The following is a 21,931-nucleotide window of genomic DNA, read 5'->3' as shown; positions in this document are numbered from 1 at the left end:
TTATGGAAAATAAAAAAGATAGAAAAATAACCGCCTGGTTTTTTGTGCTGGTCTTTTCTCTTGTGCCATTGCTTACGCAGGCACAGGAAGAGATCTCACCAGGGATGGAAGAGGACCCATCTATGGAATACATTCATGACTACCTGGTAACGGCCGCCGAAAATAACCCTGAACTGAAAGCTCTTTTTAACAGATATTTAGCCGCCTTAGAGGAAGTGAAACAGGAAGGAGTTTTGCCCGACCCACAGCTGAGCTTTGGCTATTTTATTCTACCCGTAGAAACAAGGGTAGGGGAGCAAAAAGCAAATGCTTCCTTTAGCCAGATGTTTCCCTGGTTTGGTACCCTGGATGCAAAACAAAGAGTAGCCGCTGAAAGGGCAAGAATAGCCCTGCACCTGTTCAATGTTGCCAAGGCCGAGCTGTACCGCGACATCCGCATTACCTACAATGAACTGTATTACCTGGAAAAGGCCATTGCCATTACAGAGGAAAACCTAAAGCTGCTGGAGTCTTTTAAAGGAATCGCAGAAGTAACCTTTGAGAGTGGGAAAGCAGGCTTTTCTTCCGTACTGCAGGTGCAGATAGAAGAGGAAGAACTGCAGAGCGAACTCGAATTTCTGCTCGACAGCAGGCTCCCCTTATTAACTGAATTTGAACAGCTGTTAAATACAGATCTGGAAGAGCCTGTTGATCTTCCGGATTCCCTCTGGGAAGAACAACTGCTCCTGGAAAAGAGTGAGATATATGAAGAAATTCTGGCCACGAGCCCTCATATCGTGCACATGCGACATGAGGCACAGGTACATGAATATGAGGCAGAAGTGGCTGAAAAAATGGGTATGCCTTCCTTTACCCTTGGTACCAGTTATACCTATATATCCCCCAGAACAAATCTGGAGTCGGGTATGGCGATTCCGGATAACGGACAGGATGTTTTTATGTTTCCCCAGCTAGGGATTCGGCTGCCGATTTACAGGAAGAAATATAAGGCCATGAAGAAAGAAGCCCTTCTCCGGCAGGAGGCAGTCGGCTTCGAAATAGAGAACCTGGAGAATGAGCTGCTGACGGAAATGGAGCAACGCTACCGCGATTACCTGGAGGCACAGCGGAAGGTGGAGCTTTATACAAGACTCACCACCCTTGCAGAGCAGTCCTTAAGGCTGTTGCAGACGGAGCTGGCTACCGGGCAGAACGACCTCTTTGAGATTATTCGCATGGAAAGGAGATTACTGAACTACCGCCTGGAGCTGGCCAAGGCCAGAACAGAAAAGAACAATAATGTTTACAGGATTCACTACTTAATGGGAGAACAACATGAACAAGATAGATAAAAAGGTAATATATATCGGGCTTGGCTTTTTAGTAGCAGGCCTGTTTTTAGGCTGGATATTTTTTGGCGGTTCGCCCGAAGCGGAAGTCGCGGTGGGTGAAGGCGAAGTAGCCGAGGCGGTACATGAGCATGAGGAGGGAGAAGCGGAAGTGTGGACTTGTGCCATGCACCCCCAGATACGGCAGGATGGTCCGGGGCAATGTCCTATTTGCGGAATGGACCTGATTCCCGTAGCCTCCGGCGGGGAAACCGTAGGTCTTGATGAAATACAGATGACGGAGGCCGCCATGAGCATTGCCGATATACAAACTGTAGAGGTGGAGCGGACCGTTCCAGTCAAGGAAATTTATTTGCCTGGAAAAGTACAGGCCGATGAAAGAAGAATAGCTGCCGTGACCGCTCGTTTTCCTGGCCGTATCGAAAGATTGTATGTAAACTTTACCGGCGAAGAAGTCAGGAAAGGCGAAAAGTTAGCTTCTATCTACTCTCCCGAACTCATACAGGCCCAAAAAGAATTGCTGGAGGCCGTAAGCTTCAAGGAAACCAATCCTTCCTTTTATGAAGCTGCCCTCAATAAACTTAAGCTGTGGGATTTAACAGATGCCCAGATTCGGAACATCCTGGAAAAGGGCGAAATACAGTACAACTTCGACATTTACGCGACACAATCGGGTACGGTGGTAAGTAAAAATGTAAATGAAGGAGATTATGTCACTGAAGGGCAGCCGCTCTTCGATGTGGCGAACTTAAACGAAGTATGGGTACTTTTCGATGCCTATGAGAGTGATCTCCCCTGGATTGAAGTAGGCGATGAAGTAAAATTTACCGTCCCCTCCAAGCCCGGCGAAGTATTTACCAGTGAGGTTACATTTATCGACCCGGTCATCAACCCTCAAACCAGGGTAGCCCAGGTGAGGACGGAAGTAAAAAATGCTGAAGGTGAATTAAAGCCGCAAATGTTTGCAGAGGGAATCATGGAAAGTAAACTCGATGATGTAGGAAGTGCTTTGGTAGTACCGAAAACATCAGTCCTCTGGACGGGTAAAAGATCGGTGGTTTATGTGAAAGATCCAAAATTCAAGCAGCCCACCTTCGAGTATCGCGAAGTGATCTTAGGCCCTGAGGCTGGCGATTTATATGTAGTGGCCGAAGGACTGGAGGCTGGAGAAGAAATAGTAGCCAATGGAGTATTTAAAGTAGATGCTGCCGCCCAGCTGCAAGGCAAGATGAGTATGATGAACCCTGTTCCTACGGGAGAGGAAATGCCGCCAATGCCTGGTATGGATATGGGTGGAGGAGAAGTGCAGGTAGAGACTGAGGCCTTTATTGAAGAAGTAGTACCGGACTTAGGTGCCGATGTGCCGGATGTCTTCATCGACCAGTTAAATGAAGTCGTGGAGGCCTACCTGGTGCTGAAAGAAGGGCTGGTAGAGGCAGATGAGGAAAAAGTAGCCAAAGCAAGTACAGCCCTTTTGCTAGTGTTGGAGAAGCTGGATGGAAGCGTTCTGGAAGGAGAGGCAGCTGCCTTCTGGCAGGAAAAAAGAAAGTTCCTGTTTCAGCATGCCAAGCTCTGCAAAGAGGCCGATACCCTGGAAGGTAAGCGGGAGAACTTCATTTATCTCTCTCAGCCCCTCATTAAATTAGTAGAGGCTTTTGGCGCCGACCAGACACTGTATGTAGACTTTTGCCCGATGGCCCAGGATGGAAACGGCGCTTACTGGTTGAGTGAGATAGAAGAAATCCGCAATCCGTTTATGCCAGAGGTTATGCTTAGCTGCGGTGAAGTAATTGATGTAATAGAAGGAAAATAGTTTAAGTAAACACCATTAATCAAAATGAAAATGAAAAAGATAAGTTTAAAATTGAGTGCCATGCTTATGGCTAGCCTGTTATTCGCTTTTATTACTTCCTGTAGCAGCGGTACTGAGGAACAGAAAGCTGCAGAAATAGTAGAAGAACCTGAAATGGGCGAAATGGAAATGATGGAAGAAGATGCAACCGCTGCTCCCGTTGTATTGGAAGGCGAACCTACCTTTCTGGTCGAATATGTGGAAGTGAAAAATGCCCTCTTTCAGGATGATTATGAGCAGGCAAAGGCAGCCGCCGCAGAGCTACAGGAAGCTTTAGAAGGGAATGGAGCGCTCGAAGAAGCCCAGATAAGTGAGCTTCAGGCAACTGCCCTGCAAATAGCAGAGGCGGAAGATATTAAAACGCTGCGCAGGTATTTTGCGGAACTCTCTCAGGAGTTGTATGAAGTAGTGCAGAATAATGAACTTACCGAGCAGGTGCTCTACTGGCAGCATTGCCCGATGGCCCTTGGAGGCGAAGGAGCGAACTGGCTTAGCTATGAAGAACAGATTCAAAATCCTTTTATGGGACAGCGGATGCCAGGTTGTGGGTCTGTTGCGGAAACCATTAACTAGCAATCAATAATTTTAAAAGATAAACAAAAGGATAGATGAAAATGATGAAAATAGGAATTTTAGCAGGTACTATGGCTTTAGCCGTATTCGCCTTTACCCCTGCAAGTGCAGAGAAGGCGGCAAATGCCTCTATGGAGTTTAGCCAGACAGTAGCAACTACCACTTTTCAGGTGAGCGGAAAGTGCGGAATGTGCAAAAACCGCATCGAAAGTGCAGTAAAAGAGCTTAAAGGAATTGAGGCAGCAAACTGGGATGTGGAAACAAAAGCCCTTACGGTAAAGTACGATGCAACTAAAGTGAAGGAAGCGGATATTCACCAAAAGGTTGCTGATGCAGGGCATGACACCCAAGAGGCAAAAGCCACTGATGAAGTTTACAACAGCCTGCCTGGCTGCTGCAAGTATGAAAGAGAGGGATAACAAAAGTGAGCAGGGGCAGAATTGCCCCTGCTTTTTTAGTATCTGTAACTGAATATTAAAATGATAAAAATAAAAAGAAAGCAGTGGCAGGGCATTATTGCTTTTGCTCTCCTTCCACTCTTCATCCTTAGCTCCTGTAACCAAACAAAATCAGATAAAGGAGTGGTTGCTGAAACACTTGATATAGTGGCACAAAAAAGAAGTGAGGTAATGGCAGTTCATGATGCCATTATGCCCAAAATAGGAACCTTAATGAGCCTGAAAAGGCAACTAAAGGAAAAAGCGGCTACACTGGATAATACGAGCAGTGCTCATAAAGAGCAGCTTGATTCGATTCGCCTTTCCATAGAACAACTCGAAGCAGCAGATGAAGCCATGATGCAGTGGATGAGAACCTATAAAGACCCGGCAGATAGCGTAAGCGACGAAGAGGCTATAGGTTATCTTGAGATAAAAGAACAGGAAATCCTGGAAGTAAAAGAAGAAATGCTGGAAAGCGAAAGGGCAGCCCAGGCATTATTAAATGACCATTAAAAACCAAGCGAAGAACAGCATGACTACAAAAACAGGTGCAGGCAGTTTATATGTAATCGTCATTTTTATGTTGATTGCTTTTTCCTCCTGCCAGGAAAATGAAAGACGATTGCCCATTGAGGGGCCAAGAGAAGTGCTGGCCAGCGTATCGGGGGGAGCAGACACGCTTTACCATACCATTCCAGATTTTGCCTTTGTTAACCAGGACAGCAGCATCGTTACGCAGGATACCTTTAGCGGTGGAATATATGTTTCGGATTTCTTCTTCACTACCTGCCCTTCCATTTGCCCGATTATGAAAACGCAGATGCTGAGGGTGTACGAAAAGTACAAAGGGAATGATCAGGTAAAAATCCTGTCCCATTCCATTGATCCAGTACATGATACTGTAGCGGTTTTAAAAAAGTATGCAAACCGGCTGGGTGTAAGCAGTGAGCAGTGGCATTTTGTAACCGGCGATAAGGAGAAAATATTTGAGCTTGCCCAGAAAAGCTATATGGTAAGTGTTCTGGAGGATGCTGAATCTCCCGGAGGCGTGGCTCACAGCGGTGCCTTTCTGCTGATCGACTCTAAAGGAAGAATAAGGGGACATTACGACGGTACCAAAGCAGAAGAAGTAGACCGGCTAATGCTGGATATGGATGTTTTATTAAAAGAAGAAAACTTACAGGATGTAAAATCATAGATACCATGGAAAAACTCACCCTTCGCATAAAGAATATGACCTGTCCCAGCTGTATTTCGCTCCTGAAAATACAGTTAGAAAGTATAGGAGTTGAGGTGGAAGATATAAAGCTGGGAGAAGCGACGATTAAAAAGCCTGAAAACCTTTCTTTAGAGGCCGTAGAGGAAGTTTTGAATAGTAATGGTTTTGTTTCCATTGCAGATGATGAAAAACTGATTGTGGAGGAGGTGAAATTAGCTGTTTTAAAGCTGGTTAAAAGGCAAAGCCGATTAAATGATGAAGTTAAGAATTCAGATTTTATCGCCAGAGAGGTGGGAAGGTCTTACCGGACATTGAGCGAGTTGTTTTCAAGGCATGAGGGTGTTACTATTGAAAGGTATATCATTCAGCAGAAGATAAAAAGAACAAAAGAGCTCCTCTGGGAAGGGGAGCTGAGCCTGAGCCAGATTGCAGCCGAATTAGGCTATTCAAGTGTACAGCATCTGTCAGGACAGTTTAAAAGAGTAGAAGGAATATCGGTGAGCGATTATAAAAATGGGATAGATAGCGAAGGAGTATAAGGAGGAAAATCCACCAGGTTCATTTGCCATGGAAAGGAGCAGCTTAAAAAGAATCAGCAAAGAGAATTTGTACGGGTGTATAGTCTTTTTGAAGCTGAAATCCCTAATGGGACACATAGCCGGGGCGTTCCTTCCGGAAGCAATGCCTCAAAGGAGCAAGGGTTAATCCTGTAAGTCCTTTTCGCGATTGTGTAACATTAAATTTCAGCAGGGCTGTTAGGAAGGTATAGAATCAATAAAATCAAAAAATAAAGACTATGGAATTTATAAGTGGATTATCAGTATCGAGCCTTCTTTTTTGCAGCCTGTTTTTGATAGGTTTTACCGCATTGTTCTTCTGGCCGGTCCACAAGGACAAAGGAGAATCAGCATGGGAGATTTTGCATAAAAAGTTTGCAGAAGGAGGCTTGTCTGTGGAGCAGTACCAGGAAAGAAAAGCCCTGCTGGAGCAAAATAAGCGAAAGTAAGCTGGAAGCAGTCAGTTCTTTTAGGGCTGGCTGCTAAAAATGGTGCTGACCTCAGACTTTTAGAGGGAGTATTTTTCAGTCTTAAATACCAGGCGTATGGAAGTTATAGAAGAAAGAGCGGTAAAGGAAAGATTTGATGTATCAGGCATGACCTGTGCCTCTTGCGCCAGTAGTGTGGAAAGCATTTTGGCTCATGTAGAGGGAGTGGAGTCTGCGCAGGTCAATTTTGCCGATTCAAGTGTCTTAGTAGCTTATAAGCCTGATGTGGCTTCCAAAAAGGAAATGCAGGAAGCTGTTGAAAGTATTGGTTACGAATTAGTGGTGAGTGAGCAGGTTAATGAACAGCAGAAGCAGGAAAAGGAAGAGCAGAAACTGAAAATTGCGAAACGGAAGCTGATAGTGGCGGTGCTGTTGGCCATTCCCGTTGTAGTTATTGCCATGTTCTTCCCCCTAATGTCTTATGCAAACTGGATTATGCTGATTCTGTCTGTTCCGGTAATTTTTTATAGTGGGAAGGAGTTCTTCACTATTGCCTGGTTAAGAGCTAAGAATGGGTCTGTGAATATGGATACCCTCATTGCCCTGGGTACCGGTTCTGCATTTTTGTTTAGCCTTTTTAATACTTTTTACCCTCAGTATCTTTTAAGCCGTGGACTGGAACCACATGTATACTACGAAGTTGCCGCGGTTATTATCGCCCTCATATTACTGGGGAGGTATTTTGAAGAAAGAGCTAAATCCAGAACTTCCTCAGCTATTAAGAAATTGATGAACCTGGGTGTAAAAAAGGCCCGGGTAATTAGAGAGGGAAACGAAGTGGAAGTTCCGGTTGACCAGGTGAATAAAGGGGACCTGATTGTTATCAGGCCCGGAGAAAAGATTCCGGTGGATGGAAAAGTAGCAGATGGAAAATCCAGCATCGATGAAAGCATGATTACCGGAGAGCCTGTGCCGGTAGAGAAAAATCCGGGAGATGAGGTGATTGGGGCTACCATTAACAAAACAGGGAGTTTTACGATGGTGGCCGAGAAGGTGGGCAGTGAAACGATGCTCGCCCAGATTATTAAACTGGTACAGGAAGCGCAGGGAAGTAAAGCACCCATTCAAAAGCTGGCCGATAAAATATCTTCGGTGTTCGTACCTATCGTAATAGGAATTGCTGCTATAAGCTTTCTTATCTGGTTCATCTGGGGTCCTGAACCACAAATCACGTATGCCATTTCTGCGGCGGTAGCAGTCCTCATTATAGCCTGTCCCTGTGCTCTCGGCCTTGCCACGCCAACGGCTGTGATGGTAGGAATAGGCAAAGGAGCTGAGAATGGGATACTGGTGAAGGATGCCCAAAGTTTGGAAGCCATCCATAAGCTGGATGTGCTGGTGCTGGATAAAACAGGGACCATCACTAAAGGACAGCCCGAAGTAACAGACGCTTTTTGGGATGAAGAGGTGGATAACCAAATGGAAATAGCCAGTGTAGTGCTTTCTATGGAGTCAAAATCGGAGCACCCGTTGGCTTCTGCCATTGTACAATATTTTAAACAGCAGGGAAGCGATAGCCTTCCATTGGAGAGCTTCGATAGTGTAACCGGAAAAGGTCTTCAGGCCAGCTTCCAGAACAAGCCTTACCTTATCGGTAATTTGAGATTAATGGAAGCAATGGGAAAACCTCTCTCCCTGAAGCTGTCTCAAAAAGCGCAGCAGTTAGGGAGCGAAGCCAAAACTGTAATTTTTATTGCTCAGGCTGAAAAAGTAGTAGGGGTGCTGGGGATTACCGACCCCATCAAAGAAACCTCCAAGCAAGCCGTTCATGAACTGCAACAGATGGGGCTGGAGGTACATATGCTCACCGGCGATAATGAACAAACAGCCAAAGCTATCGGTGAAAGTGCGGGTGTGAATACGATTAAAGCAGAAGTGCTGCCTGCGGATAAAGAAGAGTACATCCGACTCCTGCAGGAGAAAGGAAAAAAAGTGGCCATGGTGGGCGATGGTATCAACGATTCTCCTGCTCTGGCACGGGCAGGTGTAGGGATTGCCATGGGTACAGGAACGGATGTAGCGATTGAGAGTGCTGAAATAACACTTATTAAAGGGGATTTAAGGGATATTTCTAAAGCCTTCAAGCTTTCCCGCGAAACGGTAAAAACCATTCATCAAAACCTGTTTTGGGCCTTTATTTATAATCTGATTGGAATCCCGATAGCAGCAGGCTTATTATTTCCCTTTACCGGCTTTCTGTTAAACCCAATGATTGCCGCGGGTGCAATGGCCTTTAGTTCGGTATCTGTGGTAACAAATAGTCTCCGTATAAAATCAAGAAAATTAAAGTAGAAGACTGGCTGAGCTTTTTTCCCTGAGACGAAAGTAGCCAGTTAGTTGAGGCTTTAGTAAGTAAGTTTAGTGTGGTTAGCATAGTTAACTCTGTGGGTTAGTAGAGTTAAATTTAAATCCTGCGGGAGGAGTTTCTTTTTTATAGTTTTGGTTGAGAAACTCTCTCCTGGCAGGTACAACTTCCAATTTAAAGTTGAACGCTTATTGTAGATGAAAGAAGTTGAGCTTCATATTAAAAACATGCTTTGTTCCAGGTGTGTCTTCCTTGTTAAGGAAGAGTTAAAAGCTCTTGGTATTAAGGTAGTCGATATAAAACTAGGACATGCTACTATTAAGAAACCTGTCCGGGTAACGCAAAAGCAGATCGAACAAAAATTAAAAAAGTTTGACTTTGAAATTCTGGAATCTCCTGATAAAGTTCTGGTCGAACAAATAAAACATGCAACGCTTGATTATATCCGCTTTACGGAAAAGGAAAGCAGAAAGAAGCAGCCGAAGCATGTAACCTTGTCTGAATATCTTTCTAAGAAGGTGGGAAAAGAATACACTAATTTGAGTAAAATATTTTCCGGCGTTGAAGGCAGGACACTTGAAAAATACTACATCCGGCTGCGGATTGAGCGGGTAAAAGAGTTACTGGATGATGGTCAGCTAAGCCTCAAAATGATTGCTTCAAAGCTTGGCTACAGTAGTGTCCAGTACCTTTCGACCCAATTTAAAAAGGAAACCGGAATGAAAGTAACTGAATACAAGGAAAAGCTGAATGAAATAGAGCGGGAATCTCTCCATACCATATAAAAAGGCTTGAGAAGTTAGCTCAAGCCTTTCAGGGTTACAGCCCCTGAGAGAAAAATCTACAGGTACTTAAGCTTACTTATCCAGCAAAGCTACTGCAGGCTTCCTCACACTGACGGCAGAGGTCGGCACATGGCTTACATTCCTGTTCATGTCCTTTATTATTAGCACATGATTCTGCACAAAGCCTGCAAGCTTCTGCACAGATTTTCACTACCTGCTTAGCCAGCTCTGAGCCGGAAGATATAAAATCTGATGCTGTGCGACATATTCTGGCACAGTCTCTGCATAGGCGGAGCGTTCGAAGCAGGGCTTCTGTTCTTTCATTCTCCAAACAGGCGTTATAACAGTGGTTACACTCATCAGCACATTCTGCCAGGATACGAAGGATCTCTTGGTGTTTAGTGGTGTTATGATTCATCATCAGAAAGTTTAGTTTAACTTACTTAAAAGCCTACAGAGGCTGTAAAATAAACATACCACTTATTTTAATGTTCATACCGATTTTTAATGTAAGGTGCTGTTAAAAAGGCTTTTATGGATGTGCTTGCTTTAATTTGCTATTCTTTAAATTAAATTATACATAAAAAACAAGATATTATACATAAGGAAGAATACCGTTAGGGGAAGTTTCGCCTCTTATGCCTGAATCTGATTCAGGGGACTTTGTAAACCTTTCTGTTTAGCAACCTCATGAGGTAATAAATATACAATCCATTGTTCAGCTTTTTTCTCAAAAGAATCTGCCTTAAGTTTTTATGAGGTACCAATAAGGGGAGGATTGCCTGAAGAAATTTTAAGTAGAATCGTGTAAGACCTTTTCGTGATTGTATAACACGAAAAATTAGCAGGCCCGTTAAAAAGGTAAAGAAACAAGAAAAAAAGATTAGAACTTAAAAATTTAAGATGATGGAAGTTGGATGTGAATTATTTGGATCAGGCATGCTGTGGTAGCTTGCTGTAAGTGCAGGATTGCTGGCTATTTTATTCTGGCCAACCGGCAAAGAGAAAAAGGAATCAGCCTGGTGGGATATTCTACATAAGCGGTTTGCAGAAGGTGCCTTAACCGTAGCAGAGTACCAGGAGAGAAAAGAAATTCTGGAGCAGAATAGAAAGAAAAAGTAAAAGATGTTAAACAAGAAAAAGATAGAAGATATGAAACCTCAAATTAAAAAATACTTATTACTCTTAGTGGTCATTTTTGTAGCTACCGCCGCCTTATATGCACAAGGTAATTTACAGGAAAAACCAAACACAAATCAGGAAAAAGCTGCAGATGTCAAGGCTGGTGAAACAAAAGGTGAATCAGCCATGATGGATTGCTGTAAAAATATGGCAAAGGGGGAAGGTGACATGAAAGATATGATGAAAATGTGCCACTCAATGATGGGTAATATGAAAATGGGTGACGGGATGATGGACCAGCAGATGGAGGGCATGAATATGAGCCAGCAGGACGTGGAGACGAGTTCCGCTACTACAAATTCCCCCCTTTTGAATAACTACCTGGACATCAAAAATGCGCTGGTAAACGACAGTTTTGAACAGGCAAAGAAGGCTGTGGCTGATTTTCAGACTGCTTTAGAAGGTGCGGAAAAGCTTTCAGCAGCACAAAAAAAGACCTTAGAGCAGAGTGCCGCTAAGCTAGCCCAGGCTAAAGATTTAACATCTTTTCGGGAACAGTTCGCTTCCTTTTCACGCCAGGTATATCAGGTGGAACAGGCAAGCAACCTCACCGATGAAACACTTTACCTGCAACATTGCTCAATGGCCGGTGCTAACTGGCTAAGTCTGGAGGAGAAAGTACAAAACCCTTATATGGGACAACGCATGCCTGGCTGTGGGTCAGTACAGGAAGCGCTTAAATAAACAGTAAGAATATGGTAATCAAACAGTTTTATGATGAAGGTTTGGCCCATGCTTCTTATGCGTTGCTGGCTGGCAAAGAAATAGCGATAGTGGACCCGGCCCGGGATCCCAGCTGTAAAGGTATATCCTGCACATGGGGCAGGTTCCTTATGTGGGAAGAATATCAGCAGTGATCTTTCCAGTACTGTAGGCAAAGAGGTGGAGGAAAATTATGTTTTGCAGCCTATGGAAGAAGAGCTTGTAGATATGATTTTAAAAGATCAGCCTTACATACCGAAGTACTTCAGCTATAATGTTGCTCTTAACCAGAAAGGTGCCGATGCTTTTGAAGAAAGTGAAAAGACTGTTCCAAGGCTCAATAAATATGCTGCTCTGGAAGAAGGAACCCTGGTAGTTGATACCCGACCTGCAAAAGGATTTAAGGCAGGGCATGTAGCTGGGGCTATAAATATTATGGATGGAGGCAAGTTTGAAACCTGGCTTGGCTCTATGGTGGAGCCGGAAGAAGCGTTTTATTTAATAGCAGAAAGCAAGGAAGAATTTGAAAGCTTAATCAGGAAATGTGCTAAAATCGGCTATTATCCAATACCCTATGGAGGATAGCCACAAAAAATAGTAAGCTATGAATATGATGAAAGGGATGATTATAGGATGCCTTGCAATACTGTTGCTTGTTTTTGCATTGCCGTATTTTGGTATTGAGGGCATAGGGGCTTACAGCGGCTGGCTATTCTTTGGCTTAATAATGTTAGTGTGCCTTTTGCCTATGCTGATGATGAACCGAAAGAAGAACAACAAATAACTAATAAGTAACTATGAAGGAAGTAAAAGCTTTTATAAGACGTAACATGGTCAATGGTGTACTAAAAGCCTTGCGAGATCATGATTTCAGGAGCGTAACAGTAACGGAGGTGGAAGGAACCGGCCGGTATACCAGACCAGATAATGATGAGAAGACTTCGCTTAAATTCCAGCTTACACATAGTAAAATGAGTAAACTGGAACTTGTTTGTAAAAAAGAAGATGTAACCAATATCGTACAGATTATTAGTGAACATGGAGGTACCGGAGAAAAAGGGGATGGGATAGTTTACGTTTCTGAAGTGGAGCAGATTTTTAAAGTGAGTACTGGAGAAGAAAGCCAGCATGAATTGTAAAATAGCCGCACCTTACTTTAAGCTTTACTATGAGAATAATGTTGCGTAATACATATAGAGCCAGGCTGCGTGCGGCCGGAAACAGAAGCTTATAGTTAATGGTATAAATATGTGAAATAGCATGCACCTGCAAAATAGGGGAGGTAATTTCCGAATGAGTGGTAATTAATTGTTTGTTTTGCTCCTTTACTTTTTTTGCAAAATGCAGTGAAGTGCCATACAACATGAATGGTTTTTTTGAATTTTTGAACTATGAAAATGAGCAAAATACTCCTTTTTCTTTCTCTGGGCTTATTTCTTTTAAGTTGCGAGAGCGAAACAGATCAGGGCCACATGATGGACCATGGAATGATGGATGACGATATGCGACGATCTATGATGTCAGACAATATGGATCCTGAAATGATGGAGGATATGCATCCCATCAGAGAAATGCTGATAAACCATGAACAGATTGATAGACGGGTGGAAGATTTGAATAATGGTGTAAAGACCTGGACCACATCAGAGGACCCGCAAATTGCAGCAGCCATCCAAAAGCATGTGCGGCAGATGCACGAACGCATAAAGAAAAATAAACCTATCCGGCAGATGGATCCTCTGTTCCGGGAAATTTTTAAACATTCCGATAAAATTGAAATGGAGATTGAGGATCTTGAGAACGGAGTGTTGGTGATTGAAACTTCAGATGATCCTCAGGTAGTAAAGCTTATCCGGCAACATGCCCACAGAGCAGTCAGCGAATTTGCTGAACAGGGCATGCAGCGGGCAATGGAGCCAACTCCTTTGCCTGAAGGGTATCAGGAGTAGTTTACGAGATGCTCAACCAATGAATTGTTTTTCTAAATTATATAATTTTTAACCTTTTAAATTTTTAGAATTATGTCACTACGACTTGGAGATAAAGCGCCGGACTTTACGGCCGAAACAACCGAAGGAACTATTCATTTTCATGAATGGCTTGGTAATAGCTGGGGAATTCTTTTTTCTCACCCGGCAGATTTCACACCGGTTTGTACTACTGAATTAGGTGAAGTTGCCAAACTTAAACCGGAATTTGATAAACGCAATACGAAAGTATTAGCACTGAGTGTTGATGATGTAGAATCACACCGGAAGTGGATACCAGACATTGAGGAAACCCAGAATACCCGTTTTAACTTCCCTATTATCGCAGATCAGGATCGCAAAGTGGCTGAATTGTATGATATGATTCATCCAAATGCAAGTGACAAAACGACGGTTCGTTCTGTTTTTATTGTTGGTCCTGAAAAGAAAATAAAATTGATACTTACTTATCCGGCATCTACTGGTAGAAATTTTGAAGAAATTCTGCGAGTAATAGATTCGCTGCAGCTTACCGCTGATTACAGTGTAGCAACACCGGCTAACTGGCAACATGGTGAAGATGTTATCATCGCTCCTTCCATCAAGGATGAGGAAATTCCAGAAAAATTCCCAAAAGGCCATACAAAGGTAAAACCTTATTTACGCACCACTCCTCAACCTAATTTGTAAGTTCAACAATTTAGGCTGTGTCTGATAAGTACTTTAAATCGGTTTTTTTGTCATTCCGACCATAGGAGGAATCTTGCTTAGCTTGAAGGTTAGAGCGATTATAATAGCTGAAAAGATGCCGCAGCGGCAGACCGATTCCTGACATCAGCATGACAGCAAAATAGGATTTATCAGACACAGCCTAATTAAACAAACCAAAGTTGGAAAATGAAGAAGGCCCGGCCGATACTTTCCATTTTCATCATTGGCTTTCTGCTGAACTTAGTCTGGGAAAATGTGCAGGCCCCTCTTTACAAGGGCTACACCAATTTCTGGGATCATTTTATGATGTGCTTTTGGGCCAGTTTAGTAGATGTGGCGGTAATTCTACTATTGTATGGCTTACTTGCGATCTGGTATAGAGACTTTTACTGGATTAAACACATAAACTGGAAAATAGCGGTTGTGCTTATCATTATAGGAGGAACCATAGCGGTTGGGTTTGAATACTGGGCGCTTGAAAATGAAACTTGGGCTTACACAGATAGTATGCCGGTTGTACCCTTTACCAAAGTAGGTTTGTCTCCACTGCTGCAAATGATGCTGTTGCCCCTCCTTACAATTTGGCTTAGCCATAAGATGGTCATTAAAAGAAAGACTGATGGAAAACCGGCAGCTTTATAAGAAAAAGAGGTATTCCAGGGGTACTCCTCCATATAAGGTTCAAGAGCTTTATTCAGATAAGGTAACTTTGTACCACCTATTTCTTAACCTTGCAGAGTAGATGAATATGAATTATTACGAAAAAATAGCGGATAATTATGATAGCAGGTGGAAAAGTTATACAGATAATACGCTTCAAAAACTTATCCAGTACCTCCCTGCTTCCTTAGAAAATAAAACCATACTTGATTTTGGCTGCGGCACAGGCGAATTAATAAAAAGGCTGCTTATTCTAAAGCCTGATTTGGCACATATTACTGGTTACGACCCGGTTGAGGAAATGCTTCGGCAGGCACACATGAAAATGAGCCAGCTCCCTGAGCATACTCAAGAAAAAGTAAAACTACAAAGCCACTCTAATTTTGAAAACAAATTCGACCTGATAGTTTCAAGTAGTGTATTTCACTACCTGCCCAGGCCGAGAGCAAGACTTCACCATTTTAAATCGCTGCTCCGCGAAGGAGGAATCTTAGTGCTGCTTGATTATACCAAGAGCAGTCTATTGGTCCGGTATTTTGAATGGTTCGTTAAATATATTGATTCTATGCACCAACAAGCTTATACGCCGCAGCAAATTAAAATAATGGTAGAAAGTGCCGACTTTAAATTGGAGGATAGCGAGGAGTTCAGAATTAGGCCCCTGTGGAATGGGTTTGTAATAAGAGTGTCGGTTTAAGTAGAAGGACAAGGATGGACCAGGTAGTATTGATTAAAACTTAAATCTGATTTAAGGGGGTAAAAGCCTTCTCGATCCTATAAAATCTTGTGAAGTTGAGCCTCTACCAAAATTAGGACCGCTGTAAAATCAACAAATCAAGCTTATGAGCCTCTCCTTACTAGAAGATCGGTCACCTGATAGCCTAATTCCTTTTCAATTGCTGCTTTCAGCATTTCAGGAGTGATAAGGGCAGGGTTATAGCTTACTTCTGCGGTACCTGCATCATAACTAGCATTAGCTTCCATTACACCTTCTTTGCTTTTTAGCACATGATTGACGCTGCTCTCGCAACCTGCACAGGTCATGCCTTTAATAACCAGCTTTGCCTGTTGCAAATCAGGCAGCTCAAATACCCTTGCTTCCTTTGCCGGTTGCTCAGAAAAAAAAGCTCCGGAGTAATAAGGAAAACTAAGTAACAGAATAGCTAGTACCGTTACAATGCCTAAAAATCCCTTTGACTGAAGAAAAGGCTTTTTATCTTTCTCCTCATCACAGGCACAGACCGTCCCATTCTTTTTAGGTTTAAGCTTTTGGTACCAGGCAAAGCCCAGCACTAAAACTGTGATTCCAGTGAAAAAAGGGCGAAACGGATCAAGCCATGAAAAAGCTGAGGCCGCTCCACCGATCCCTGCCATTAGGGCTAAAACAGGAGTAATGCAGCATAAAGAAGCACCAAGCGCTGCCACAACACCGGATGCTAACAGCTTTGTATTGTTTTCCTTTTTTTTCATAGGTTTTATTTTACTGCTTTAGAGTATTTTTTATCCCGGAATCCGCTCCTTAATCAGCAACAACTTTTTTTTAGTTGAATAGGAGGACAGGGTACTGAACCATAGGAACAGTATACACAGCAGTCTCCTTCCTTTGGTTTTAAAACGGTCTTGCAGTCTTCACATGCATAAAAATACTGGCAGGCATCTTCGGGCATTACTTCTTCTTTTTCAAACCCACAGGAAGGGCAAATAAGGACTGAGTTTAACTGTACTTCCATTTTACTTATACTTTTGAAGGTTCTTGAATCATTTTAAAAAGGGGCTGTAGCAAGCTTTGGTGTTCCTCATTCAGAAAATAAAAGATAATTTGTCCGACTTTCTTGAATTTCACCAAACCTTTATCCTTCATCTTTCGCAGATGCTGCGAAACAGCAGGCACTTTCATATCCAGCACATCGCTCATGTCGCAGGGGCACATCTGCTCTTCCTGCTGAAGGAGAAACAAAATCTTCAGCCGCACCTCATTGCCGGCCAGACTAAGAAAACCCGCTATCTGCTGCACATCCCTTTCTATTGCTGCTATATCAGCTTTACATTGTTTTAGCTGACTCTCATCGGCTAAGACCCTGATGCAATTATTTGATTCCATACTTTATCACGTATTTATTTAAGCAAATTCTTAAATAGAAACCCAAGGTGTAAATTTTTATTTAATATTTAAGCAAATAGTTACCCTTTGTAAGGGTTTTAGCTATATGGATGACTTTGCAGAGTAAAAAAACATCTTTTTAAGAAAAGTTGATTTTTTTCTGGCACACCCCCTCATTCTTGGTTGTACCTTTAATCTTATGTGAAGAGTAAAAGGATTATTTTTCAAGATAACTATTCATCAGGATATGCTACCAAAAGATTTAACCAGAGACTTAAAGACCCGCTTGAAAAGCATCAGCGGGCAGATAGAAGGAATTGTTAAGATGCTGGATGAGGAAAGGTCTCCTAAAGATATTCTTCTCCAGTTCAGATCAGTAAAAAGTGGCCTGAATAAAGCCGAGCAGTTGCTGCTGGACGAGGTATTTAGAAAAACTTTGGCTATTCAGATTGTAAAGGCAATGGATGCCTGCCCCGGTGATTGTGGGAATGAAGAACGGTTTGAGGCTTTCCGTCAACAGTTTCCTGATTTAAAGCTGGAAGAGCTTGCGGAAAAAATGGAAGAAATAAATTCTCTTCATCAGTGGCTACAGGAGTACCTGAAGGAACAGAAAAAGGATTGATTCTGTAGCGTGCAAAAAATACTTTACATTCTTATTTTCCTTGCTGCATTTGGTTTAAACCTGATTTAGGAAAATCTTCATGCGCCTTTGTATGAAGTATACAACCCGATCATGATGCAAAAAGTATAATTTTCTTTTGCATACCCCCCTCCCCCTGACTCTACCTTTGCATAACCTCTAAAAGGAAGGATTATTATACCCTACTTACAATGCTATGAGATCAATAGTAAAAAAACAGGTGTCATTTTGTTAGCCTGCTTCGGTACCCTGCTACCCAGTTTTGAATTAAAAGCACAAACACAGGAAAATCAAAATTCGATCAAGATGGAAAGAACGGAAGCAACTATAGAGGCCCTTCAGCTAAAGGTTAAGGGCATGAGCTGCCAGGCAGGATGTGCCAATGGTATCGACAATATGCTAAAGCAGCAGGATGGAATCGTGAAAAGTACAACCACTTTCGATTCCGGTACTTCTGAAATCCAGTATGATAAGAGCAAGATTTCAGAAAAGGAGATTATTGGCCTGATTGAGAAAAGAGGTTTTAAGGCAGAATTAAAGAAAGAGGGTAAGTAATTGCTGACTGGCATTATTTAGTCTGAAACGAAAAAGCTATGGCAACTGAAACAGTTCAAATGAAAGTCTCCGGACTTATGTGCTCATTTTGCACCATGAGTGTGGAGAAGGCCCTGAAAAGATACCCGGCAGTGAAAAGTGTACTGGTGAACCTGGTACATGGTATTGTGCTGGTTGAAGCGGATACTGCTCAAATGAGCCGTGAAGCGCTTGCGCAAGCTGTTGAGAAGTTGGGATATAATGTATCCGCTACAGAAGTGCAGCAGTATCAAACAGATGAAGATGTTTTTCAGCTGGTAAAGCAGCGGGGAACCATCGGTATGATCCTTTCTGTGATTGTGCTTTTAGCAGACCCGCTGAATTTATTTGGTTTGCCGGCTCAGACCAGAGCCTGGTTTAGTTTCGCAGTGGCAACGGTAGTACTTCTATGGGTAGGATACCCTATTTTGCGCAAGACACTGATGGCTATTGGGCAACGCGTGATCAATGCCAATGTATTGCTCTCCGCCGGGGCATGGGGGTCGTTTATCATTGGCACACTCTCCCTTTTTAATCCTGCCTGGCCCAACTTCCTGCCAGTGGCAGCCTGGCTCATGTCCCTTCACCTGTTTTTTGCCTATTTTAAACTTAACACCCGCAAAAAAGCATCGGAGGCTGTCCGAAAGCTCCTTTCCCTGCAACCCTCCAAAACAAGAGTACTTCGGGCTGGGCAATCTGTAGAGGTATTTACCCAGGATGTTGCGGTAGGAGAAGTTGTGGAAGTACGTCCGGGAGAGCGGATACCGCTTGACGGAGAAGTTGTGGAGGGAATTGCCAGTGTAGATGAATCCAGCTTTACAGGGGAATCCTCGCCTGTTACCAAAGAGGTAAGTGCTGCAGTTATTGGCGGTACCCTGAACTTAGATGGTGCATTGCAGGTACGGGTGATGAAGGTAGGGCAGGATAGTTTCCTCAATCAGATTGTTCGGCTCATGAGCCAGATATCGGAACGGAAACCACCTATTGAGCTTCTGGCTGACCGGCTAATGAATTATTATGGGCCAGTGGTCTTTATCGTAGCCGGACTTGCCTTTGCAGGCTGGGCCCTTATCACAGGAGATTTTGCAGCAGCCACGCTTGTCTTACTTACTACGATGATTATGGGTTACCCCTGTGCATTGGGCATTACCACGCCTATGCTGGCAGCTATTGCAGGCGGGAAGGGTATTTCCATTGGCCTTTTAGTTAAGGCAAGTGAAGTGTTTTACGGGCTTTCCAAAGTAGATACCATTGTATTCGATAAAACCGGTACGCTTACTTATGGCAGACCTACGGTTACAGATGTAGAAGCCTTTAATGCATCGCCCGCAGAAGTGATGGCTCTGGCCGCCACTGTTGAGAGCCAGTCGGAGCACCCGTTGGGGCAGGCCATTACCTTCTTTGCCCAGCGGGAAGGTGTGAACAAGCTTAAAACCCAAAGCTTCCGGGCTGTTCCGGGAAAAGGAATAGTGGCAACTGTAGAAGATAAAAATGTCCTGATCGGCAAGCCTTCTTTTATGGAAGAAAAGGAAATTCGATTTTCTGATGCTGTAAAAGAAAAGATCGATTTTCTGAGCTCAGGAGGGAAAACGGTTGTGGTGCTGGCAAGACAAGAAGAGGTTATTGGGCTGATAGCCTTACAGGATACTCCTCGACAGGGAGTAGAGCAGGTTATAAAAAAGCTAAGCCAGCGAAATATTCAATCGGTGATGTTAACAGGCGATTCCAGGCCCGTAGCAGAAGCCATTGGCAGACAGTTGGGAATACAGCAGGTATATGCAGAACTGCTTCCGGCAGATAAAGTATCAGCCATCGAATCAATCCAGGGCAAAGGCCATACAGTGGCGATGGTAGGCGACGGAATTAACGATGCCCCTGCACTGGCACAGTCTGATGTGGGTATTGCCATTGGGGCTGGTACGGATGTAGCCATTGAATCGGCAGGGGTTATTTTGATTGGGGATAAACTGATGGATGTACTGAACGCCCTTATCCTGGGCAAGGCTAGTTACCGGATTATGACAGGGAATGTGATAGTGGCTGTCTTGTTCAATATTGTGGGTATGGCACTGGCTGCTTTAGGCTTTATCACTCCTATGTTTGCCATCATTATCATGATCCTTAGCATCTTCGCCATTTTATTAAATACCTTAAGAATCAGAGGACTTAAGCTTGAAACTGCTCAGGATGAGGAGGCAGCCTCAGTGGCGGAAGTGGAGTTTAAAATACCAAACATGGTTTGTGAAGGCTGTGCGGAAACCATTACCACTGCTTTGAAAGATTTACACGGAATCCGGGAGGTTAAACCAAAAGTATTTCAAAAGCATGTGTATGTTCGCTATGAATCCGGCAAATTAAAACAGCAGGAGGTGAAGGATGCTATCCGCAATGCCGGATTTACGGCTGTGGAAGCTTGATATACTGTGTTAAAATTAACCTTTATTCATATGGGTAGAAACAATTCCATAAAAGCAAAGAGGGCGCAATGGTATAGCCGCCTACCCTTCTTTTGTGTCTTTTTTATCTTCGTAATGGCCTTTTCCTGCTCTTCTCCAGGCGAAGACAAGCAGGAAAAGAGTGAGCAGAAACTTCCTGCTCAAAACCTTACGAAAACAACGATACCTATTGAAGGAATGAGCTGCAATGCCTGTGTAGCGAGCATAAAAAAGGAGCTGAAGTCTTTAGATGCCTTAGAAGGGGTGGAGGTAAGCCTTCAGCACCGGAATGCAACCGTCTTTTACGAAGAAGGGACTATTACACCTCAGCAAATTCAGGATGCCATCAAAAGAATAGGGTATAAAGCAGGTGAACCGGTAACTGAAAAGAACAGGTAATGACATTAGAAAGGTTTTTTGATAATTTTGGAGGAGATCTTTCGGAAGCATCTTTGTTGAGTTTTGCGATTGCTTTTTTGGCGGGAATCGTATCCAGTGGCGTTTGTCCCTGCACCCTTCCTGTAGGCCTGGGTATAGCCGGCTTATCAAGCAGCAACTCCGAAGGTAAATCCCGCTATGGCTTTTTGATTGCAGGGGGCTTCTTTGTTGGAATTGTTATAAGTCTGACCATACTAGGAGCTCTGGCAGGCAGGATAGGAGTGATACTGACAGAATCTTTTGGACGCTATTGGGCCCTGGCCATGGTTATTATTTCAGTTATCGCTGCTATCGCTGCTTTCTATGGCCCCCGTATAAAAGTAACGAAACTGGCAGCAATGAGAAGACCCGGCATAGGAGGAGCCGTTTTATACGGGTTTATTTTTAGCCTGGGCACTTCTGCTGCCCCGCTCTTGCTCTTGCTATCCGTTGCTGCCGCTACCGCAAATCCTTATTATGGGCTGACCCTGGCCTTTTCTTTCGGCCTGGGCAGGGGATTGCCCTTTTTATTAGTCGGATTGTTTGCCGGGGCCGTATCACGCCTGGCGCAATTAACCTGGCTCAGACGTAGTATTCAGGTTGTTAGTGGTTTTGCTCTCTTATTTGTTGGGTACTATTATAGCATGGTTTTCATTGCGCTGATGCCCTGAAATTTGATTTCTCTTCTTTTTAACAAATTCTCATACTGGAATCACCATAAAAGGAATGGCAACAATCCTGGAGCCAAATATGGGACCTAAATCGTTATCCCCCACACCTGCAATGGCACTGGTAATGTTAATCCCTATTTCCGGACTTGCGGCTGTACGGCCAGCCAAAGCCCCACTATTTTCTTAACTTCTTTAAAGGTTTGACTAAATGCTCTGCTCCCCAATCGGCTGCCCATACCGCAGCGAGTAAAACTAATACCCATAACCAAATACTCATGTGTACCTTCTTTTCCTTTATCACATTCATTAAAAAACAGCTTCATGA

General features: G+C 43.4%; 27 protein-coding genes. 23 read left to right on the top strand and 4 right to left on the bottom strand.

Features of this window, described 5'->3' with window-relative positions:
- Positions 1–2 precede the first annotated feature (2 nt).
- From F752_RS0113565 to F752_RS25405, 18 genes are all read left to right on the top strand, one after another.
- On the top strand, positions 3–1,331 hold the full coding sequence (locus F752_RS0113565) for a TolC family protein (RefSeq protein ID WP_017732292.1): 1,329 nt from the start codon (positions 3–5) through the stop codon (positions 1,329–1,331).
- The gene (locus F752_RS0113560) at positions 1,315–3,141 is read left to right on the top strand and encodes an efflux RND transporter periplasmic adaptor subunit (protein WP_017732291.1); all 1,827 of its coding nucleotides are present in this window, start codon (positions 1,315–1,317) and stop codon (positions 3,139–3,141) included. Before F752_RS0113565 ends, F752_RS0113560 begins: the two co-directional genes overlap by 17 nt.
- A gap of 30 nt (positions 3,142–3,171) precedes the next feature.
- Positions 3,172–3,753, top strand: a complete 582-nt coding sequence (locus F752_RS25415) for a DUF3347 domain-containing protein (RefSeq protein ID WP_160164116.1) — start codon at positions 3,172–3,174, stop codon at positions 3,751–3,753.
- Positions 3,754–3,794: 41 nt separating this feature from the next.
- On the top strand, positions 3,795–4,172 hold the full coding sequence (locus F752_RS0113550) for a heavy-metal-associated domain-containing protein (RefSeq protein ID WP_236614009.1): 378 nt from the start codon (positions 3,795–3,797) through the stop codon (positions 4,170–4,172).
- A 60-nt stretch (positions 4,173–4,232) separates the two neighbouring features.
- On the top strand, positions 4,233–4,706 hold the full coding sequence (locus F752_RS0113545; RefSeq protein ID WP_017732288.1) for a hypothetical protein: 474 nt from the start codon (positions 4,233–4,235) through the stop codon (positions 4,704–4,706).
- 19 nt (positions 4,707–4,725) lie between these two features.
- Positions 4,726–5,391 (top strand): SCO family protein, encoded by a 666-nt coding sequence (locus tag F752_RS0113540; RefSeq protein WP_026135734.1) that lies wholly within the window; start codon positions 4,726–4,728, stop codon positions 5,389–5,391.
- Between the two features lie 5 nt (positions 5,392–5,396).
- Positions 5,397–5,951 (top strand): AraC family transcriptional regulator, encoded by a 555-nt coding sequence (locus F752_RS0113535; RefSeq protein WP_017732286.1) that lies wholly within the window; start codon positions 5,397–5,399, stop codon positions 5,949–5,951.
- 257 nt (positions 5,952–6,208) lie between these two features.
- Positions 6,209–6,418 carry an SHOCT domain-containing protein gene (locus tag F752_RS0113530; protein ID WP_017732284.1) on the top strand — a complete coding sequence of 70 codons (210 nt, stop codon included), beginning with the start codon at positions 6,209–6,211 and terminating at the stop codon, positions 6,416–6,418.
- Positions 6,419–6,514: 96 nt separating this feature from the next.
- Positions 6,515–8,749 (top strand): heavy metal translocating P-type ATPase, encoded by a 2,235-nt coding sequence (locus F752_RS0113525; RefSeq protein WP_017732283.1) that lies wholly within the window; start codon positions 6,515–6,517, stop codon positions 8,747–8,749.
- Between the two features lie 210 nt (positions 8,750–8,959).
- Entirely contained in the window at positions 8,960–9,547 is a 588-nt protein-coding gene (locus F752_RS0113520) for an AraC family transcriptional regulator (protein WP_017732282.1), read from the top strand.
- Positions 9,548–10,672: 1,125 nt separating this feature from the next.
- On the top strand, positions 10,673–11,413 hold the full coding sequence (locus tag F752_RS25410) for a DUF3347 domain-containing protein (protein WP_017732279.1): 741 nt from the start codon (positions 10,673–10,675) through the stop codon (positions 11,411–11,413).
- Between the two features lie 11 nt (positions 11,414–11,424).
- Entirely contained in the window at positions 11,425–11,586 is a 162-nt protein-coding gene (locus tag F752_RS26255) for a hypothetical protein (RefSeq protein WP_017732278.1), read from the top strand.
- A gap of 52 nt (positions 11,587–11,638) precedes the next feature.
- On the top strand, positions 11,639–12,016 hold the full coding sequence (locus tag F752_RS24160; protein ID WP_152425142.1) for a rhodanese-like domain-containing protein: 378 nt from the start codon (positions 11,639–11,641) through the stop codon (positions 12,014–12,016).
- 212 nt (positions 12,017–12,228) lie between these two features.
- A complete protein-coding gene (locus F752_RS0113485) occupies positions 12,229–12,570 on the top strand; it encodes a P-II family nitrogen regulator (RefSeq protein ID WP_017732275.1) in 342 nt (113 codons plus the stop codon).
- A gap of 258 nt (positions 12,571–12,828) precedes the next feature.
- On the top strand, positions 12,829–13,380 hold the full coding sequence (locus F752_RS24155) for a hypothetical protein (protein WP_152425141.1): 552 nt from the start codon (positions 12,829–12,831) through the stop codon (positions 13,378–13,380).
- 72 nt (positions 13,381–13,452) lie between these two features.
- Positions 13,453–14,088 (top strand): peroxiredoxin, encoded by a 636-nt coding sequence (locus tag F752_RS0113470; RefSeq protein ID WP_017732271.1) that lies wholly within the window; start codon positions 13,453–13,455, stop codon positions 14,086–14,088.
- A 207-nt stretch (positions 14,089–14,295) separates the two neighbouring features.
- Positions 14,296–14,751, top strand: a complete 456-nt coding sequence (locus F752_RS0113465; protein ID WP_017732270.1) for a hypothetical protein — start codon at positions 14,296–14,298, stop codon at positions 14,749–14,751.
- 100 nt (positions 14,752–14,851) lie between these two features.
- A complete protein-coding gene (locus tag F752_RS25405; RefSeq protein WP_017732268.1) occupies positions 14,852–15,466 on the top strand; it encodes a class I SAM-dependent methyltransferase in 615 nt (204 codons plus the stop codon).
- 143 nt (positions 15,467–15,609) lie between these two features.
- Here the strand turns inward: F752_RS25405 and merTP are convergent, their stop codons facing one another.
- From merTP to F752_RS0113445, 3 genes are read right to left on the bottom strand one after another with little or no spacing between them, the layout of a single operon-like run.
- A complete protein-coding gene (merTP, locus tag F752_RS0113450) occupies positions 15,610–16,239 on the bottom strand; it encodes a mercuric transport protein MerTP (protein ID WP_017732267.1) in 630 nt (209 codons plus the stop codon).
- Positions 16,240–16,292: 53 nt separating this feature from the next.
- Positions 16,293–16,499, bottom strand: coding sequence for a GDCCVxC domain-containing (seleno)protein (locus tag F752_RS26660; protein ID WP_081604569.1), 207 nt, complete (start codon positions 16,497–16,499; stop codon positions 16,293–16,295).
- 5 nt (positions 16,500–16,504) lie between these two features.
- Positions 16,505–16,870 (bottom strand): ArsR/SmtB family transcription factor, encoded by a 366-nt coding sequence (locus F752_RS0113445; protein WP_017732266.1) that lies wholly within the window; start codon positions 16,868–16,870, stop codon positions 16,505–16,507.
- Positions 16,871–17,117: 247 nt separating this feature from the next.
- On the opposite strand from F752_RS0113445, the gene F752_RS0113440 reads away from it, so the two are divergent.
- The 5 genes from F752_RS0113440 (at position 17,118) to F752_RS0113420 (ending at position 21,606) form a co-directional block, all read left to right on the top strand.
- Positions 17,118–17,492, top strand: coding sequence for a metal-sensitive transcriptional regulator (locus F752_RS0113440; RefSeq protein WP_017732265.1), 375 nt, complete (start codon positions 17,118–17,120; stop codon positions 17,490–17,492).
- 324 nt (positions 17,493–17,816) lie between these two features.
- Positions 17,817–18,065 (top strand): heavy-metal-associated domain-containing protein, encoded by a 249-nt coding sequence (locus tag F752_RS0113435; RefSeq protein ID WP_152425140.1) that lies wholly within the window; start codon positions 17,817–17,819, stop codon positions 18,063–18,065.
- A gap of 38 nt (positions 18,066–18,103) precedes the next feature.
- Positions 18,104–20,500, top strand: coding sequence for a heavy metal translocating P-type ATPase (locus F752_RS0113430; RefSeq protein WP_081604568.1), 2,397 nt, complete (start codon positions 18,104–18,106; stop codon positions 20,498–20,500).
- Positions 20,501–20,530: 30 nt separating this feature from the next.
- Entirely contained in the window at positions 20,531–20,917 is a 387-nt protein-coding gene (locus F752_RS24145) for a heavy-metal-associated domain-containing protein (protein ID WP_040664624.1), read from the top strand.
- Entirely contained in the window at positions 20,917–21,606 is a 690-nt protein-coding gene (locus tag F752_RS0113420; RefSeq protein WP_017732261.1) for a cytochrome c biogenesis CcdA family protein, read from the top strand. The genes F752_RS24145 and F752_RS0113420 overlap by 1 nt, the downstream gene beginning before the upstream one ends.
- 134 nt (positions 21,607–21,740) lie before the next feature.
- Here the strand turns inward: F752_RS0113420 and F752_RS26065 are convergent, their stop codons facing one another.
- On the bottom strand, positions 21,741–21,929 hold the full coding sequence (locus F752_RS26065) for a hypothetical protein (RefSeq protein ID WP_152425139.1): 189 nt from the start codon (positions 21,927–21,929) through the stop codon (positions 21,741–21,743).
- Between the last annotated feature and the right edge of the window lie 2 nt (positions 21,930–21,931).

This window comes from Nafulsella turpanensis ZLM-10, assembly GCF_000346615.1.
GTDB classification, from domain to species: domain Bacteria; phylum Bacteroidota; class Bacteroidia; order Cytophagales; family Cyclobacteriaceae; genus Nafulsella; species Nafulsella turpanensis.
Note: the sequence above shows the minus strand (reverse complement) of the source record. Positions and strands in the feature narration are given on the sequence as shown.